Below are 15,518 nucleotides of genomic sequence, written 5' to 3' on the forward strand. Positions count from 1 at the left end.
ATGGGGTTCCGGCTTCGGGCGTATGTGCCGTTGGCCCGTCCGGGCCGGGAGGCGCGGGCCGGTGAGCCGGGGGAGCGCTTGAGCGCGTGAGCGCCGTCGGGGGCGCCTACCGGGGTGCGTCTTGCGCTTGGCGCGCGGCTGCGGGCCGTCTTCGGCTGGTCGCGCAGTTCCCCGCGCCCCTTACGCCCACCAGCTCGGTCGGCTACGCCTGTCCGGCGGGTGCACGCTGTTGACGGTTGCTCGCGCAGTTCCCCGCGCCCCTGACGGGGCGTACCCTGCACATACCCTGTGGGGCGTGACCGACGCGCGCCGCCCCGACAGCCCACGCACCATCAGAGTGCTTCTCGCAGAAGACCAGTCCATGGTGCGGGAGGCACTCGCCGCGCTGCTCGGTCTGGAGGACGACATCGAGGTCGTCTCCCAGGTCGCCCGGGGCGACGAGGTGCTGGCCGCCGCTCGCGCGGACGCGCCCGACGTGGCCCTGCTCGACATCGAGATGCCGGGGATGACCGGGCTCGACGCCGCCGCCCTGCTGCGCCGGGAGCTGCCCGCGCTCAAGGTGGTGATCCTGACGACCTTCGGCCGTCCCGGCTACATGCGCCGGGCCATGGAGGCCGGCGCCGAGGCGTTCCTGGTCAAGGACGCCCCCGCCGCACAGCTCGCGGACGCCCTGCGCCGTGTGCTGCGCGGCGAGCGCGTCATCGACCCGACCCTCGCCGCGGCCGCCCTCGCCGAGGGCGCCAACCCGCTGACGGACCGCGAGCGCGCCGTCCTCCGGGCCTCCGCCGACGGCTCGACCAACGCGGAGCTGGCCAAGTCCCTCCACCTGTCGCACGGTACGGTCCGCAACTACCTCTCCACGGCCATCCAGAAGACCGGCGCCCGCAACCGCGCCGAGGCCGTGCGCATCGCCCGGGACAAGGGCTGGCTGTAGCTCCGACGCGCTTTTGCCGGATGATCGCCGCCGGGCCGTCGCACGGCTGTCACATGTCCGTCATAGGCTCGCGGTGACCACTATGACCACTGTGACCACAGCGCCGTGACGAAGAGGGGAACGCCGCCGTGCACATCAAGCGCGTTCCCGATGGCGGGCGGGCGCTGACCGTCCTGCTGATCGCGGCGATCGTCGTGCTCGCCGTCCTCGACTGTCTCACCGGCCCCCGGCTGCGGCTCGCCCTGGTCGCGAGCGTCACGCCGCTGATCGCCGCCCGGCTGTGCTCGTACCGCAGGACCGTCGTCGTCGCCGCGGTCTTCGTCGCCGCGCAGACCGTCGTCCACTGCGTGATCGTGCGCTGGGACGTCGTGAGCGTGCTGGTCTCCGTCCTCGGGGCACTGCTGGTCGCGGGCTTCTCGGTGGCCCTGTGCGCGGCCCTGCTGGAGCGCGAGGCGGCGTACGACCGGACCCGGATGGTCGCCGACGCGGTGCAGCGCACGATGCTGCGCGAGCTGCCGATCACCTCGGGCCCGCTGCGCGTCGCCGGGTTCTACATCTCCGCGCAGGAGGGCGCCCGGGTCGGCGGCGACATCTACGAGGTGGTGGAGAGCCCGCACGGACGGCGGGTGCTCATCGGCGACGTCCAGGGCAAGGGCATGCCGGCGATCGGCGCGGGGCACGCCGTGCTCACGTCCTTCCGGGAGGCCGCGTACCACGAGGCCACGCTGGAGGCGGTCGCCGATCACATGGAGGGCGCCCTGCTGCGGCACAACAGCGCCCTGTCCCTGACCGGCACGGACGAGCGGTTCGTCACCGCCCTGCTGCTGGAGGTCGGCCCGCCGGGTACGGCCACCCGCGTGCTGTCCTGCGGCCACATCCCGTACTACGCCGTCAGCGGCGACCACGTCGAGGAACGGCTCCCCGGCCGCTTCGGGCTGCCGCTCGGCCTGGGCGGCCTCACCGGCGAACCGCGCCGGGCGGTCGACTCGGCCGCGTGCGGGGCCTCCTCGCCGGAGTGGCTGGTGCTGTGCACGGACGGTGTGACGGAGGCGCGCGACGCGGACGGTCGTTTCTACCCGCTGCGGGACCGGCTGGCGCAGTGGACGCACCTCGCCCCGGCGGCGGTCGCGGCCGCCCTCCGGGCGGATCTGGAACGCTTCACGCAGGGCGAGCTGAAGGACGATGCGGCGGTTCTCATTGTCCGGGCGGTGGACGCGGGGCGAGCCGTACGCGATGGCGATGCGGAGCTGGTTGTACCGGAAGGCGCCCACCGGGTTGCGACCTGAGCCTCGCTCGCGGCCAGCGGGTCGCGTCGTGGCTGGTCGCGCAGTTCCCCGCGCCCCTTACGGGGCGCAGCCGACTCACGGACCGCAACTGACCGGCGGGGGCTCCGGGGGCGGAGCCCCCGGTGGGGGACTCCCGTCAGTTCAGCATGGCGCGTGCCGCGCGTGCCCGGTGGCGGACCGATTCCGCTACGGAAGGTTCCACCGCGTCGATCACCCGCGCGTAGTCCTCCATCTCCCGCGCGCCTCCCGCGAAATCACCCCGCTCCACCAGCAGCTCGGCCCGTTCGAAGCGCAGTCGCGCCGGGTGACTGGGCAGCAGGAGCGCGAGGTCGACCGCCCACAGCTGGACGTCGCTGCGCTCGGGGCGGGCCGCGGCCCAGGCACGGATGTTGTTGAGGACCCGCAGCACGATCTCCAGCGGGTCGGCGGGGGAGAACATCGACGGCGCCACCGGCGTCCCGGTCGCCCCGGCCACGAGCAGCCCGGCCTCCTCCTCGGAGAGCAGGCGCCCGCCGTCGAAGGGGTCGGCGAGCACGTGCTCGCCGTACGGGTCGCCGAAGCCGACGACGAAGTGACCGGGCAGCGCCACCCCGTACACCGGGGCGCCCGCCCTCCGGGCCACCTCGGTCCACACCACGGACAGCATGATCGGCAGCCCGCGGCGCCGCAGCAGCACCTGGTCGAGCAGCGAGGACTCCAGCCGCCGGTAGTCGGAGGGGGAGCCGCGGAAGCCCAGCCGCGTGCCCAGCAGGTCCTCCAGCGCGGTGGCCCAGCGCACCGGCCCCGCGCCGCGCACCTGCGCGGGCAGCAGCCCGGCGAGCCGGTCCAGCTCTATCTGCGCCTCGTCGATCGCGGACTCGCCCGCGTCGGGGTCCGCGTCAGGGTCCGCCTCGGCGGCGATCAGCAGACACAGCAGCGCGAGGTCGGGGCGCTCGTCCCGCGCCGCCTCGGCGAACCGCCGCCGCCTCCTGTCGGTGATGTCGTGCATGAGGTGCCTCGTACCCGCTCTCGGGGCGGTGGGGGGAACCACCGCCGATGTCCATAGTGCGCTTGCGCTCCGCTGGGGGCCGGGGTTTTCGGCTGCCGGTTCGTCCGGGGACGGCCGCGCCCACGGGGCTGCCTCTTGCGCTCGGTGCGCGGCTGCGGGTCGCGTCGTGGCTGGTCGCGCAGTTCCCCGCGCCCCTAGCGGGGCGTCCCTGCCCCCGCGCCCCTTACGGGGCGCTCCGGTAGTGGTAGCGGTGGTGCGGCGTGAAGCCGAGGCCGTCGTAGAGGGCGCCTGCTCCGCCGTTGTCCGTCAGTACCTGCAGGTACGCCGCCGAGGCGCCCTCGTCCAGGGCCTGTCGGGCGAGGGCAGCCATGATCAGGGTGCCCAGGCCTTCCCGGCGCCGGGACGGGGCCACGGACAGCGCTCCGAAGCCCGCCCACCGGCCGTCGACCACGCAGCGGCCGGTGGCCGCGGCCGCCTCGTCGCCGGGCACGGTCGCGAACCACACGGACGGCCCGCCCGTCAGTACGGCCGCCGCGTCCTCGGGGGAGCCGGCCGTGGGCCCGTAGGTCCTCAGCCATGCCTCGTCCGGCTCGCGGGAGAGCCGTACCGCCGAGAGGTCGGCGTCCGTGTCCGCGAGGGGGGCCAGCGCCGCCGTGCGCATCTCTGCGCCCCGCTCCTCCGTCCAGCCGCGCCGGGCCAGCTCCGCGTCCAGTTCCTCGGCCGCCGGGACGCCCGCCGGGAGCTGGAAGAGGGCGGGCAGCCCGCGCTCGCCGTACCACGCGGTGACCTGCTCCAGCGCGTCGTCCAGGGGCAGGCCGCAATCCCCGAGGGGCAGTACGGAGTTGGCGCGGGCGGTGAAGCCGCCCGCGGCGCGCAGCGTCCAGCCGCCCAGCGTCGCGGTCTCGCGCGCGGGCCAGCCGCGCCCCGCGGTCTCCTGGAGCTCCCGCACGGTCGCGGCGGGGCCGCGCCGCCGGGCCGGGGCGGCTGGGACGACCTTGCCCGCGACCAGGGAGGACTCCTCGATCACCACCGTCTCGCCGGTCCGGCGTGTGATCCGCAGCACACCGTCGGCCCAGGAGTCGAGCACCCCCACCGTGTCCGTGAACCGCTCCGAAGATCCTCCGAAGTCGGCGAGACGCCGGACAGATACCCTTTTTCCTACATCAGCGGCATTGATCCTGACTTCGAGCTGTCCGCCCGTGGTGAATTCCACAGCTCTCCTCGCCCCTCTTGTTCGTCTCGTGCCCGGGAACGGAGATACTAGGTGTGGGCATCGACGACGCCGCGCTCCCGCGCGAGATTGGCCCTACCGAGGAGGAACGACAGCGTGACCTACGTCATCGCGCAGCCTTGTGTCGACGTGAAGGACAAGGCGTGCATCGAGGAGTGCCCCGTCGACTGCATCTACGAGGGCTCCCGGTCCTTGTACATCCACCCGGACGAATGTGTCGACTGTGGTGCCTGTGAGCCGGTCTGCCCGGTCGAGGCGATCTTCTACGAGGACGACACCCCGGAGGAGTGGAAGGACTACTACAAGGCGAACGTCGAGTTCTTCGACGAGCTCGGCTCGCCCGGTGGTGCCTCCAAGCTCGGCCTGATCGAGCGCGACCACCCCTTCGTCGCCGCCCTGCCGGCGGACATCAACCCGCAGCACTGACACGCGGCAGCCACCACGGCCCCGTACGGCCCTCCGCCGTGCGGGGCCGCGGCGTTTCCCCCGTACCCGAAGTACCCGACAGCCATCTGCAAGAGAGCGAGCGAGCACCGTGGGCGCAGTCTCTTCCCGTCTCCCCGTCTTCCCCTGGGACCGCCTCGACCCGTACAAGGCGACGGCCGCCGCCCACCCCGACGGCATCGTGGACCTGTCGGTCGGCACCCCCGTCGACCCCGTGCCCGCGCTGATCCAGCGGGCCCTCACCGAGGCCGCCGACACCCCCGGCTACCCCACCGTCTGGGGCACCGCCGAGCTGCGGGACGCGCTGACCGGCTGGACGGAGCGCCGCCTGGGCGCGCGCGGCATGACGCACCACAACGTCCTGCCCGTCGTCGGCTCCAAGGAACTGGTGGCCTGGCTGCCGACCCAGCTCGGCCTGGGCGCGGGCGACAAGGTCGCCTACCCCCGCCTCGCCTACCCGACCTACGAGGTCGGCGCGCGGCTCGTGGGCGCCGAGCCCGTCGTCTACGACGACCCCACCGAGCTCGACCCCGCGGGCCTGAAGCTGCTGTGGCTCAACTCCCCGTCCAACCCGACGGGCCGCGTGCTCTCCAAGGACGAGCTGCGCCGCGCCGTGGCCTGGGCGCGCGAGCACGGCGTGCTCGTCTTCAGCGACGAGTGCTACCTGGAGCTCGGCTGGGAGGCCGAGCCGGTCTCCGTGCTGCACCCCGACGTGTGCGGCGGCTCGTACGAGGGCATCGTCGCCGTCCACTCGCTCTCCAAGCGCTCCAACCTGGCCGGGTACCGCGCGGCGTTCCTCGCCGGTGACGCGGCCGTCCTGGGCGAGCTGCTCCAGATCCGCAAGCACGGCGGCATGATGGTCGCCGCCCCCGTCCAGGCCGCCACCGTCGCCGCCCTCGGCGACAGCGCGCATGTCGCCGAGCAGCGCGAGCGCTACGCGCGCCGGCGCACGGCGCTGCGCGCGGCCTTCGAGCGCGCGGGCTTCCGGATCGAGCACAGCGAGGCCTCGCTCTACCTGTGGGCGACGCGCGACGAGCCCTGCTGGGACACCGTCGCGGACCTCTCGAAGCGCGGCATCCTCGTCGCCCCCGGCGAGTTCTACGGTCCCGCGGGCGACCGCTTCGTGCGGATCGCCTTCACGGCGACGGACGAGCGCGTGGAGGCGGCGGTCCACCGCCTGGCGGAGTGACGCGGCTTCGCCACACGACAGCGCACGTCAGCGCATGACGGCACACGTCAGCGCACGGCAGAGGGCCCGGGAGGCGAACTCCCGGGCCCTCTGGGCTGCTCTGCTGGTGTGACCGGACGGACCTGGTCAGCCGCCGAGGTTCGGCAGGCTGCCGGTGCTGGGCAGGCCCTTGGTCGGCAGCCCGTCCTTGGTCACCGACTGCGCCGTGCTCCCCGCCACACCGGCGACGGAGCCACCGAGGTCACCCGCGACCTTCTGGGCGGCCGGAGCGGTGGTCTGGGCGGTCTTGCCGACCGTGTCCGTCGTGGAGGGCAGGGTGGTGTCGACGGCCTTGTGGCCGGCCTGGGCGCCCACCACGCCCGCCTGGTGCGAGGCCGACGCGACGTTGTTGCCCAGAGTCGCACCGTCCACCGCGGTCAGACCGCTCACCTCAGGGGCCTTGAGGTCCGCTGCGCTGGCGGCGCCGGCCGCGCCCATGACGGGCGCCGCACCGGCGGCGACCAGCAGGGCTACCCGGGCGATCCGACGCGAGAGGGGGAGGGACATGATGCTCCTTTTGGCGGAGGTTCAGGACATGTGCTGTCCGGCGAGCGGACGCAGTGACTACCGCGTGAGAGCGTCGAAGGTTGCGGTGCGCCAAGGTAAAGCCTTGGCAATGCGTCGCATTATCGGTTTCGGGAGTTCCGGGGCAAAGCTGACAGCACACGGCTCGCCGCCAAAGGCCTACAAGCCGTTAGTCACAAGGAATTCCCGGGTAGGCGGGCAGGGTTGGCCGCGTGAGCCGTATTCCGTGCCGCGGGCAGAGCGGGTCCCCCGCACGGGTGCTGTGTCGTACTGGTGGGCGTATGTGCCGGGGCGCTACGGGAGCGTGGTGATCCGCACCTCGGTCGCGGGGGCGGAGCCCGCCGGGGCCTTGCGCCAGCCGTCCCGGGACTTGTCGGACGTCCACACGCGGCCGTCGTACGCGATGCTCTCGATCCTCAGGTCCCCGGCGTGGGCCATGATCCACGCCGCCACCTGACGGCCCCGCCGCGCCGGGTCGCCGCCCGCCGTGCCGTCGCCCCGTACGGGCACCGTCACCGTCCGGGCCGCGGCCGCGCCGTTCGTTCGGCCGCCCCCACCGGTCACGGTCGGCTCGACCGTCCCGTCGAACTCGCGCCGCAGCTTGGTCCGTACCGCCGCGGGGTCGCCGTGCTTGCCGTCCGGCGGGCTCGTCGCGCAGCTGAACGACGCGCCGTCCCGGCCCGTGAGCCCCGCCGCCAGCAGCGTCGCGTCCGGCTCGTGCTTCGCGTACGCCTGCGGGAAGCCGCTGCGCTGCACCTTCTGCGCGGCCACCGTCAGCGGCAGCCGCGAGTAGCCCGGCACCTGCACCAGGTGGTCGTAGAACTTGCCCGCCGAGTAGACCGGGTCCGTGATCTGCGCCGCCGTACCCCAGCCCTGCGTCGGCCGCTGCTGGAAGAGGCCCAGCGAATCCCGGTCGCCGTGATGGATGTTGCGCAGCCCCGACTCCTGCATCGCCGTCGCCAGCGCGATCGTCACCGCCCGGTCCGGCAGGCTCCGCGCGGTGCCCACGACCGAGATCGTCGCCGCGTTCCCGGCCTGCTCGGGGGAGAGCGAGTACGACTGGCCGTCGGCCTGCACGACACAGTGCGGCGCACCGGGCCCGCCCGTCACCAACTGGGCCACGCCGTAGCCGATCAGCGCCAGCAGCACGGCGCAGGCGGCCACGATGCGCAGCAGACGGCCACGGCGGGTGACGGAGATCCGGGACATGCGGCACACGTTACTGGAGAGATATGAGAATCATGAGGGCCGGACTCCCCGGCTCCGCCCGGGGGCCGACGGGGGCACGCCCCCATGAGGAGTCGACGTAGAGTCAGGGGCATGGATGACGCCGCGCTCGAACAGCACCTCGATCTGTCCCTCGACGCCGCCGCCCTGACGGCCCGGCTCGTCGACATCCCGTCCGAGAGCGGGAACGAGAAGACCCTGGCCGACGCGATCGAACGCGAGCTGCGCGCGCTGCCGCACCTCACCGTGGACCGGTACGGCAACAACGTCGTCGCCCGGACGAACCTCGGCCGCGCCGAGCGCGTGGTCCTCGCGGGCCACATCGACACCGTGCCGATCGCCGACAACGTCCCCTCCCGGCTCGACGCCGACGGCTACCTGTGGGGCTGCGGCACCAGCGACATGAAGTCCGGCGTCGCCGTGCAGCTGCGCATCGCCGCGACCGTCACCGAGCCCAACCGCGACCTCACCTTCGTCTTCTACGACAACGAGGAGGTCGCCGCCCACCTCAACGGCCTCGGCCACGTCGCCGCGGCCCACCCCGACTGGCTCGCCGCCGACTTCGCCGTCCTCCTCGAACCGACCGACGGCCAGGTCGAGGGCGGCTGCCAGGGCACCCTGCGGCTCCTGTTGCGCACCACGGGCGAGCGCGCCCACTCCGCGCGCAGCTGGATGGGCAGCAACGCCATCCACGCGGCGGCCCCGATCCTCGCCCGGCTGGCCGCCTACGAGCCGCGCCGCCCGGTCATCGACGGCCTGGAGTACCACGAGGGCCTCAACGCGGTCCGTATCGAGGGCGGCGTCGCGGGCAACGTCATCCCCGACGCCTGCACCGTGGCGGTGAACTTCCGCTACGCGCCGGACCGTACCGAGCACGAGGCGATGGTGCACGTCCTCGAGACCTTCGCGGACTGCGGGGTCGCCGAGTTCACCGTCGACGACCACTCGCCCGGCGCGCTGCCCGGCCTCTCCCACCCGGCCGCCGCGGCCTTCATCGAGGCCGTCGGGGGGACGCCGAAGCCCAAGTTCGGCTGGACGGACGTCTCCCGCTTCAGCGCGCTCGGCGTGCCCGCCGTCAACTACGGCCCCGGTGACCCGATGGTGGCGCACAAGCGGGACGAGAAGGTGCGCGCCGAACTGATCCCGGAGTGCGAGGAGCGCCTGCGCGCCTGGCTCACTTCCTGACGCGCCGCGGCCCCGGTGCCGCATGGGCCTACGCTGAACAGCAACGATCAGCGGAGGGAGAGCGGCAATGGCACATCCCGATGAGCACCGCATCCAGCGGGAACAGCGCCGGGGGCCGGTCGTGCGCAGGCACGGCCAGATGCAGCAGGGGACGACGGACCAGCATCTGCTGGACACCAGAGGGACGGCGGACTGGGTGCACGAGGACCCGTTCCGCGTGCTGCGCATCCAGTCCGAGTTCGTCGAGGGCTTCGGCGCGCTGGCCGAACTGCCACCCGCCATCAGCGTGTTCGGCTCCGCCCGTACGCCCGTGGGCTCGCCGGAGTACAAGGCGGGCGTGGCCATCGGCCGGGGCCTCGTCGAGGCGGGCTTCGCCGTGATCACGGGCGGCGGGCCCGGCGCGATGGAGGCCGCGAACAAGGGCGCCTCGGAGGCGGGCGGCGTCTCCGTCGGCCTCGGCATCGAGCTGCCCTTCGAGCAGGGGCTCAACCCTTACGTCAACCTGGGTGTCGACTTCCGGTACTTCTTCGTCAGGAAGACGATGTTCGTCAAGTACGCGAGCGGCTTCGTGGTGCTGCCGGGCGGACTCGGCACGCTGGACGAACTCTTCGAGGCCCTCACCCTCGTCCAGACGAAGAAGGTCACCCGCTTCCCCATCGTCCTCTACGGAACGTCCTACTGGCGCGGCCTCGTCGACTGGTTCCGCGACACCCTCATCGCCCAGGGCAAGGCGGGCCCGCAGGACCTGCACCTCTTCCATGTGACGGACGACGTGGACGAGGCGGTGGCGTTGGTGACGAAGGAGGCGGGGGCGTAAGGCGCGCCCCTTCAGGGGCGCGGGGCTGTGTTTCATTTGCGGCTCCGCCGCGCGGGCGCGACAAGCTACGTACAAGTGGCAGCCGCGCGCGGAGCGCAAGCCGCACCCCGGTGGGCGCAACCAGCCCACCGGCCCGCAGGCGAAGAGGGGTCCAGGGGCGCAGCCCCGGGGCAAAGCCCCGGGTCATGCCAGGCCGCGCCGGGCCACAGCCGGTGGGCGGTGACCCATGATCGACGCCACCATGTCGAGCACCTGCTTCGTCTCTGCCACCTCGTGCACCCGGTACACCCGCGCCCCCAGCCACGCCGAGACGGCCGTGGTGGCCAGCGTCCCGAGCACCCGTTCCTTCACGGGCTTGTCGAGCGTCTCGCCCACGAAGTCCTTGTTCGACAGGGACACGAGCACCGGCCAGCCCGTCTCCGCCATCTCGCCCAGCCGCCGGGTGGCCTCCAGCGAGTGCCGGGTGTTCTTGCCGAAGTCGTGCCCCGGGTCGATGAGGATCCCGTCGCGCCGGACGCCGAGCGCGACGGCGCGTTCGGCCAGCCCGAGCGTGACCCGCAGGATGTCCGTCATCACGTCGTCGTACGTGATCCGGTGCGGCCGGGTGCGCGGTTCCACACCGCCCGCGTGCGTGCACACGAGCCCCACGCCGTAACGGGCCGCGACCTCGGCGAGCTTGGGGTCGACCCCGCCCCACGCGTCGTTGAGCAGGTCCGCGCCCGCCTCGCAGACCGCGGCGCCGACGTCGTGCCGCCAGGTGTCGACGCTGATCACCACGTCCGGGTGACGCCTGCGGACCTCGGCGACGAAGCCGACCGTGCGCCGCGCCTCCTCCTCGGCGGTCACCTCCTCGCCGGGGCCGGCCTTCACCCCGCCGATGTCGATGATGGCGGCGCCCTCCGCGACCGCCTGCTCGACCCGGGTCAGGGCGGCCTCGTCCTGGAACGTGGCCCCCTGGTCGTAGAAGGAGTCGGGGGTCCGGTTGACGATCGCCATGATCACCGGCTCGTGCGCATCGAACTCGCGTCGTCCCAGCCGCAGCATGTCCTTCTCCCTCTTCGTGGTCCGCCAGCGACCTTAACCGTCAGTGGGGCATGGCACGATCGTGGAGGACGGATGGGAGATGGTCGTGTTCTGGTTCTTGCTCCTCGCGCTGGTCGTGGTGGTGGCCGCCGTCACGCTCTTCGTCGGCGGCGGGGGAGTCACGCTGTCCGCGGCCGAGCCGGAGCGGATCGCCTGGCCCCTGCCTGCGGACCGGCCCGCGGGCCGCGCCGACGTCGAGGCCGTACGGCTGCCGGTCGCCCTGCGCGGCTACCGCATGGCCGAGACCGACGACGTCCTGGACCGTCTCGGTGCCGAACTGGCCGAGCGGGACGCGCGGATCGCGGAGCTGGAGCGCGCGCTCGCGGGCGCGCTGGCCGAGGCGGAGCGGAGCAGGAAGCGGGACGGCGGCGCGGCGGCTCCGGACACACCGGAACGGCCGGAACGGGACGAGCGGAGCGGGGGAGCCGGGGCATGAGCGGCGGAGTGATCGTGGGCGCGGACGGTCTGGCGCGCTGCCCCTGGGGGCTGGAGGCGGAGTCCATGGCCGACTACCGCCGCTATCACGACACCGAGTGGGGCCGTCCGGTGCACGGCGACGACGCCCTCTACGAGCGGATGTGCCTGGAGGCGTTCCAGTCCGGCCTGTCCTGGCTGACGATCCTGCGCCGCCGCGAGGGGTTCCGCGCGGCGTTCGCGGGTTTCTCCATCGCCGAGGTGGCGGCCTTCACGGAAGAGGACGCCGAGCGGCTGCTGGCCGACCCGGGCATCATCCGCAACCGTGCGAAGATCGCGGCGGCCATCGGCAACGCGCGGGTGGCGGCGGAGCTGGCCCCCGGCGAGCTCGACGCCCTCATCTGGTCCTACGCGCCTTCCGGCGCGCGCCGGGCGCCGCGCACGGCCGCGGACGTGCCCGCGACCACCCCCGAGTCCGTGGCCCTCGCGAAGGATCTGAAGAAGCGGGGCTTCCGGTTCGTGGGGCCGACGACGGCGTACGCGACGATGCAGGCGTGTGGCCTGGTCAACGACCACTTGGCGAGCTGTCACGCGCGAGGTTGACCCCTGCCGGGGTTCGGAGGCGGGGGCTGCGCCCCCGGACCCCCGCGCCTACTGGGGTGCCTCTTGTGCTCGGCGCGCGGCTGCCAGTCGCGCTGTGGCTGGTCGCGCCCACGCGGCGGAGCCGCATATCGACAGCAGCCCCGCGCCCCTTGCGGGGCGCTGCCCCGTCGGCCGAGCCCTCAGCGGCCGACGTACTTCGGTTTCTGTTTGTTCAGGAACGCCGTCACCGCGATGCGGTGGTCCTCCGACTCTCCCGCTCGTCCCTGGAGCTCGTCCTCCTTCGACAAGGACTGCTCCAGGGAGTGGTCTGTCCCGTACGCGAGAGATTCCTTGATCGCCGCGTACGCCCCGGTCGGCCCCTCGGCGAGGCGCCGGGCCACCGCCGCCGCCTCCGTGGCGAGCTCCGCCGCGGGGACGACCTTGTTGGCGATGCCCAGCTCGTACGCCTCCTGGGCGGGGACGTTGCGCGGGAAGAGCAGGAGGTCCTGGGCGCGGCCCAGGCCGACGAGGCGGGGGAGGGTCCAGGAGACGCCCGAGTCGGCGGTGAGGGCGACCCCGGCGAAGGAGGTGTTGAAGGAGGCGGTGTCCGCCACCACGCGGTAGTCCGCGGCGAGGGCGAAGCCCGCCCCGGCGCCCGCCGCGACCCCGTTGACCCCGGCCACGACAGGCTTCCGCATGCCGATGATCGCCGAGACGATGGGGTTGTAGTGCTCCTTGACGGTGCTCATCACGGGGCCCGAGTCGGGCTGCTGGAGCAGCCCCACGTGCTCCTTGAGGTCCTGCCCGACGCAGAAGGCCCGCCCCGTGGCCGTCAGCAGCACGGCCCGTACGGCGTCGTCCGCGCCCGCTTCCCGGAGCACGTCGCGCAGGGCGACCTTGGTGGCGATGTCGAGCGCGTTCATGGCGTCGGGCCGGTTGAGCGTGACCGTCGCGAGCCCGTCCGTCACGTCGTACAGCACGGTGTCGGCCATGGTGCTGGTCCCTCCCTCGTGGGCGCCCGCGGCGGGCACCTTCAGCGGCCATCTGTCAGGGCTCAGCATGCCGGAGATCATCCGCGGCCGGCATGTGACCTGCGTCAAAGAAACCGGCCATAGCGGTATCGCGACGGTGGCGCAGTATCGCAGGCTGATCGCCGAATTGGGTGGTTTTGCGAGAGAGCGTTGCCGACCGGATGCGGACCGATGTTGGTCATCGGGTCACGCGATGCGGGATAATGGCCTGGAAGCAATGTGTTCGATGCCGGTGACACCTGGGTTGTCGGCTGCGGCGAGCTGGTTTCAGGAAGGGGAACGAGCATGGCGGCCATGAAGCCGCGGACGGGCGATGGCCCGCTCGAGGTGACCAAGGAGGGGCGGGGCATCGTCATGCGGGTTCCGCTCGAGGGCGGCGGTCGTCTCGTCGTCGAGCTGACCCCGGACGAGGCCAAGGCTCTCGGCGAAGCCCTGGAGAAGGTCACCGTCTGACGCACAGGCTCTGTGCATCCTTCACGCTGCCCCGGCCGCCGTTTCCGGCGCCGGGGCAGTGGTGCGTCCGCCGTCCGTATCCCTGTCCGTATCCGTGCGGTCAGCCGCGCCGGACCGCGCACAGCAGCCCGTCCCCGACCGGCAGCAGCGACGGCAGCAGCACCGTGGACTCGCGCACCGCGCGCAGCAGCTCGCGCAGCCGCTGCACCTCCGTCGGCGGGATCGCGGAGTCCATCGTGCGGCCGTCCGCGAAGACGCCCTCGAAGCAGACGAGACCGCCCGGCCGCAACAGGCGCAACGATTCGGCTAGATACTCCAGGCACTCCGTCCGGTCGCCGTCGCAGAACACCAGGTCGTATCCGCCGTCCGCGAGGCGCGGCAGCACCTCCAGCGCGCGGCCCGGGATGAAGCGCGCGCGGTTGCCCGCGAAGCCCGCGGCGCGGAACGCCTGCCGGGCGAACTGCTGGCACTCGGGGTCGCTGTCCACGGTCGTCAGCACGCCGTCGGGGCGCATGCCGTGCAGGAGGTGGAGCCCGGAGACGCCGGTGCCGGTGCCGATCTCGGCGACCGCCTTGGCGTCCACCGCCGCGGCGAGCAGGCGCAGCGCGGCGCCGGTGCCGGACGACACCGAGCGGAGACCTGCCTCGTGGGCCCGCTCCCGGGCCCAGCGCAGCGCCTCGCTCTCGGCGACGAACGCATCGGCGAACGCCCAGCTCGTCTGCTGGTTGCCGGTAATGGCCCTCTCCTGTCCCCGTAGTCGACGCAACCGTGACTGTATCCGCTGTCCGCGGGAACCCGCAGATGGGACCGTGCGTTGGGAAGGAACGGAGGCACGGTACGAGCGCGGCGCGCGCCGCGGGAAGGGCGCGGGAGGGGTACAGGACGCGGAACGGGCCCGGGCGGCCCGCGCGGCGCGTCCATCAAGACCAAATAAAGGTCAAAATTCCTTATCCGGAGCTAACGGGCGGGATGGATATGGTAGGGGCTCTACTGGACACCACCAGAGCCGACAGGGGAGGTGCGGCTGCGGCCGGAGACCGTCGGGGAGTGCTGAAGCGCTTTCGCAGGTCCGTCGGCGAGCCGAAATCCGTGATCAAGACCGCTGACCGTTCGCTCCCCCATGGCCTGAACGGCATGGGAGGTGCCCCCATCACCGATTCCGCACCCACCGCGACCTTCGCCACCGATGCGGATTCGCAGGCGTGGGCCCCTCCCTCCTGGGAGGAGATCGTCAGCACGCACAGTGCCCGGGTCTACCGGCTGGCCTACCGCCTGACCGGAAACCAGCACGACGCCGAGGACCTCACCCAGGAGGTGTTCGTGCGCGTCTTCCGCTCGCTGTCCACGTACACCCCGGGCACCTTCGAGGGGTGGCTGCACCGCATCACCACCAACCTCTTCCTCGACATGGTCCGGCGACGCCAGCGCATCCGCTTCGACGCGCTCGGCGAGGACGCCGCGGAGCGGCTGCCCAGCCGCGAGCCCTCTCCCCAGCAGCAGTTCAACGACACCCACTTCGACGCGGACATCCAGCAGGCGCTGGACACCCTCGCCCCGGAGTTCCGCGCCGCCGTGGTCCTGTGCGACATCGAGGGCCTGTCGTACGAGGAGATCGCCGCGACGCTCGGCGTGAAGCTCGGCACCGTTCGCAGCCGTATCCACCGCGGCCGCTCCCACCTGCGCAAGGCACTCCAGCACCGCTCGCCCGCCGCTCGGGCCGAGCAGCGCGCCGTGGCCGTGGCGGGTGCGACGCCCGGGAGCCAGCTGAGTGGGGAGGTCGGGATCGCGTGACCGGTTCAGGCGGTCAGTCCCCCGCCGAGCAGCATCTCGGCGACCGCCTCGCGGCCCTGGTCGACGGGGAGTTGGGGCACGACTCTCGGGAGCGGGTGCTCGCGCACCTGGCGACATGCTGGAAATGCAAGGCCGAAGCCGACGCGCAGCGTCGGCTCAAAAGTGTGTTCGCGGAGGCCGCCGTCCCGCCGGTCTCCGACGCGTTGCTCGCCCGGCTGCAGAATCTTCCGGGCGCGATGCCGCCACCGGGTGGCGGCGGACCCTTCGGGCGTGAGGAGGTCGGGGGGACGGCGGCTGTC

The 15,518-nt window shown here is 72.8% G+C and carries 19 protein-coding genes; 12 read left to right on the forward strand and 7 right to left on the reverse strand.

All coding sequences use genetic code 11. The features are described 5' to 3' along the window. Positions 1–295 precede the first annotated feature (295 nt). Together K6I34_RS15870 and K6I34_RS15875 are read left to right on the forward strand one after the other, a co-directional pair. Positions 296–934 (forward strand): response regulator transcription factor, encoded by a 639-nt coding sequence (locus K6I34_RS15870; protein WP_308294015.1) that lies wholly within the window; start codon positions 296–298, stop codon positions 932–934. A gap of 128 nt (positions 935–1,062) precedes the next feature. After that, complete coding sequence (locus K6I34_RS15875) at positions 1,063–2,220, forward strand: PP2C family protein-serine/threonine phosphatase (protein WP_229326585.1); 1,158 nt, start codon at positions 1,063–1,065, stop codon at positions 2,218–2,220. Positions 2,221–2,356: 136 nt separating this feature from the next. Here the strand turns inward: K6I34_RS15875 and K6I34_RS15880 are convergent, their stop codons facing one another. Further along, the gene (locus K6I34_RS15880) at positions 2,357–3,208 is read right to left on the reverse strand and encodes a transglutaminase-like domain-containing protein (protein WP_229326587.1); all 852 of its coding nucleotides are present in this window, start codon (positions 3,206–3,208) and stop codon (positions 2,357–2,359) included. A gap of 223 nt (positions 3,209–3,431) precedes the next feature. Beyond that, positions 3,432–4,421 (reverse strand): GNAT family N-acetyltransferase, encoded by a 990-nt coding sequence (locus K6I34_RS15885; protein ID WP_229326589.1) that lies wholly within the window; start codon positions 4,419–4,421, stop codon positions 3,432–3,434. A gap of 114 nt (positions 4,422–4,535) precedes the next feature. Between K6I34_RS15885 and fdxA the strand changes: the two genes are divergently transcribed. Together fdxA and dapC are read left to right on the forward strand one after the other, a co-directional pair. Continuing rightward, the gene (fdxA, locus tag K6I34_RS15890; RefSeq protein ID WP_121799700.1) at positions 4,536–4,865 is read left to right on the forward strand and encodes a ferredoxin; all 330 of its coding nucleotides are present in this window, start codon (positions 4,536–4,538) and stop codon (positions 4,863–4,865) included. A 109-nt stretch (positions 4,866–4,974) separates the two neighbouring features. After that, the gene (gene dapC / locus K6I34_RS15895) at positions 4,975–6,072 is read left to right on the forward strand and encodes a succinyldiaminopimelate transaminase (protein ID WP_229326590.1); all 1,098 of its coding nucleotides are present in this window, start codon (positions 4,975–4,977) and stop codon (positions 6,070–6,072) included. A 126-nt stretch (positions 6,073–6,198) separates the two neighbouring features. Here the strand turns inward: dapC and K6I34_RS15900 are convergent, their stop codons facing one another. Together K6I34_RS15900 and K6I34_RS15905 are read right to left on the reverse strand one after the other, a co-directional pair. Continuing rightward, complete coding sequence (locus tag K6I34_RS15900) at positions 6,199–6,618, reverse strand: ATP-binding protein (RefSeq protein WP_229326598.1); 420 nt, start codon at positions 6,616–6,618, stop codon at positions 6,199–6,201. A gap of 312 nt (positions 6,619–6,930) precedes the next feature. Beyond that, on the reverse strand, positions 6,931–7,845 hold the full coding sequence (locus K6I34_RS15905) for a hypothetical protein (RefSeq protein WP_229326600.1): 915 nt from the start codon (positions 7,843–7,845) through the stop codon (positions 6,931–6,933). A 111-nt stretch (positions 7,846–7,956) separates the two neighbouring features. Between K6I34_RS15905 and dapE the strand changes: the two genes are divergently transcribed. Further along, complete coding sequence (gene dapE, locus K6I34_RS15910; RefSeq protein WP_229326608.1) at positions 7,957–9,048, forward strand: succinyl-diaminopimelate desuccinylase; 1,092 nt, start codon at positions 7,957–7,959, stop codon at positions 9,046–9,048. A gap of 67 nt (positions 9,049–9,115) precedes the next feature. After that, positions 9,116–9,865, forward strand: coding sequence for a TIGR00730 family Rossman fold protein (locus tag K6I34_RS15915; RefSeq protein WP_121799695.1), 750 nt, complete (start codon positions 9,116–9,118; stop codon positions 9,863–9,865). 183 nt (positions 9,866–10,048) lie between these two features. On the opposite strand, the gene folP is transcribed toward K6I34_RS15915, so the two are convergent. Continuing rightward, on the reverse strand, positions 10,049–10,909 hold the full coding sequence (folP, locus tag K6I34_RS15920) for a dihydropteroate synthase (protein ID WP_229326610.1): 861 nt from the start codon (positions 10,907–10,909) through the stop codon (positions 10,049–10,051). Positions 10,910–10,988: 79 nt separating this feature from the next. Here folP and K6I34_RS15925 point away from each other — a divergent pair, with 79 nt between their 5' ends. Next, a complete protein-coding gene (locus K6I34_RS15925) occupies positions 10,989–11,384 on the forward strand; it encodes a DivIVA domain-containing protein (RefSeq protein WP_238489033.1) in 396 nt (131 codons plus the stop codon). Next, positions 11,381–11,965, forward strand: a complete 585-nt coding sequence (locus K6I34_RS15930; RefSeq protein ID WP_275127073.1) for a DNA-3-methyladenine glycosylase I — start codon at positions 11,381–11,383, stop codon at positions 11,963–11,965. The genes K6I34_RS15925 and K6I34_RS15930 overlap by 4 nt, the downstream gene beginning before the upstream one ends. A gap of 179 nt (positions 11,966–12,144) precedes the next feature. Here K6I34_RS15930 and K6I34_RS15935 read toward each other — a convergent pair whose 3' ends face one another. Beyond that, positions 12,145–12,936 (reverse strand): enoyl-CoA hydratase/isomerase family protein, encoded by a 792-nt coding sequence (locus tag K6I34_RS15935; RefSeq protein ID WP_229326624.1) that lies wholly within the window; start codon positions 12,934–12,936, stop codon positions 12,145–12,147. Between the two features lie 67 nt (positions 12,937–13,003). On the opposite strand from K6I34_RS15935, the gene K6I34_RS15940 reads away from it, so the two are divergent. Beyond that, a complete protein-coding gene (locus K6I34_RS15940; RefSeq protein ID WP_229326611.1) occupies positions 13,004–13,273 on the forward strand; it encodes a hypothetical protein in 270 nt (89 codons plus the stop codon). Next, positions 13,261–13,428: a DUF3117 domain-containing protein gene (locus K6I34_RS15945; RefSeq protein WP_003985072.1), complete on the forward strand. Its 168-nt coding sequence runs from the start codon at positions 13,261–13,263 to the stop codon at positions 13,426–13,428. Before K6I34_RS15940 ends, K6I34_RS15945 begins: the two co-directional genes overlap by 13 nt. Before the next feature lie 100 nt (positions 13,429–13,528). On the opposite strand, the gene K6I34_RS15950 is transcribed toward K6I34_RS15945, so the two are convergent. After that, entirely contained in the window at positions 13,529–14,194 is a 666-nt protein-coding gene (locus K6I34_RS15950; RefSeq protein ID WP_229326613.1) for an O-methyltransferase, read from the reverse strand. Between the two features lie 209 nt (positions 14,195–14,403). Here K6I34_RS15950 and sigE point away from each other — a divergent pair, with 209 nt between their 5' ends. Continuing rightward, on the forward strand, positions 14,404–15,219 hold the full coding sequence (gene sigE, locus K6I34_RS15955; RefSeq protein ID WP_229326626.1) for an RNA polymerase sigma factor SigE: 816 nt from the start codon (positions 14,404–14,406) through the stop codon (positions 15,217–15,219). Continuing rightward, positions 15,216–15,518, forward strand: a 303-nt coding sequence (locus K6I34_RS15960) for an anti-sigma factor (protein WP_229326616.1), incomplete at its 3' end; no start/stop codon positions are given. The genes sigE and K6I34_RS15960, both read left to right, overlap by 4 nt.

Origin of the sequence: Streptomyces sp. UNOC14_S4 (assembly GCF_020740835.1) — a bacterium.
Taxonomy (GTDB): Bacteria; Actinomycetota; Actinomycetes; order Streptomycetales; family Streptomycetaceae; genus Streptomyces.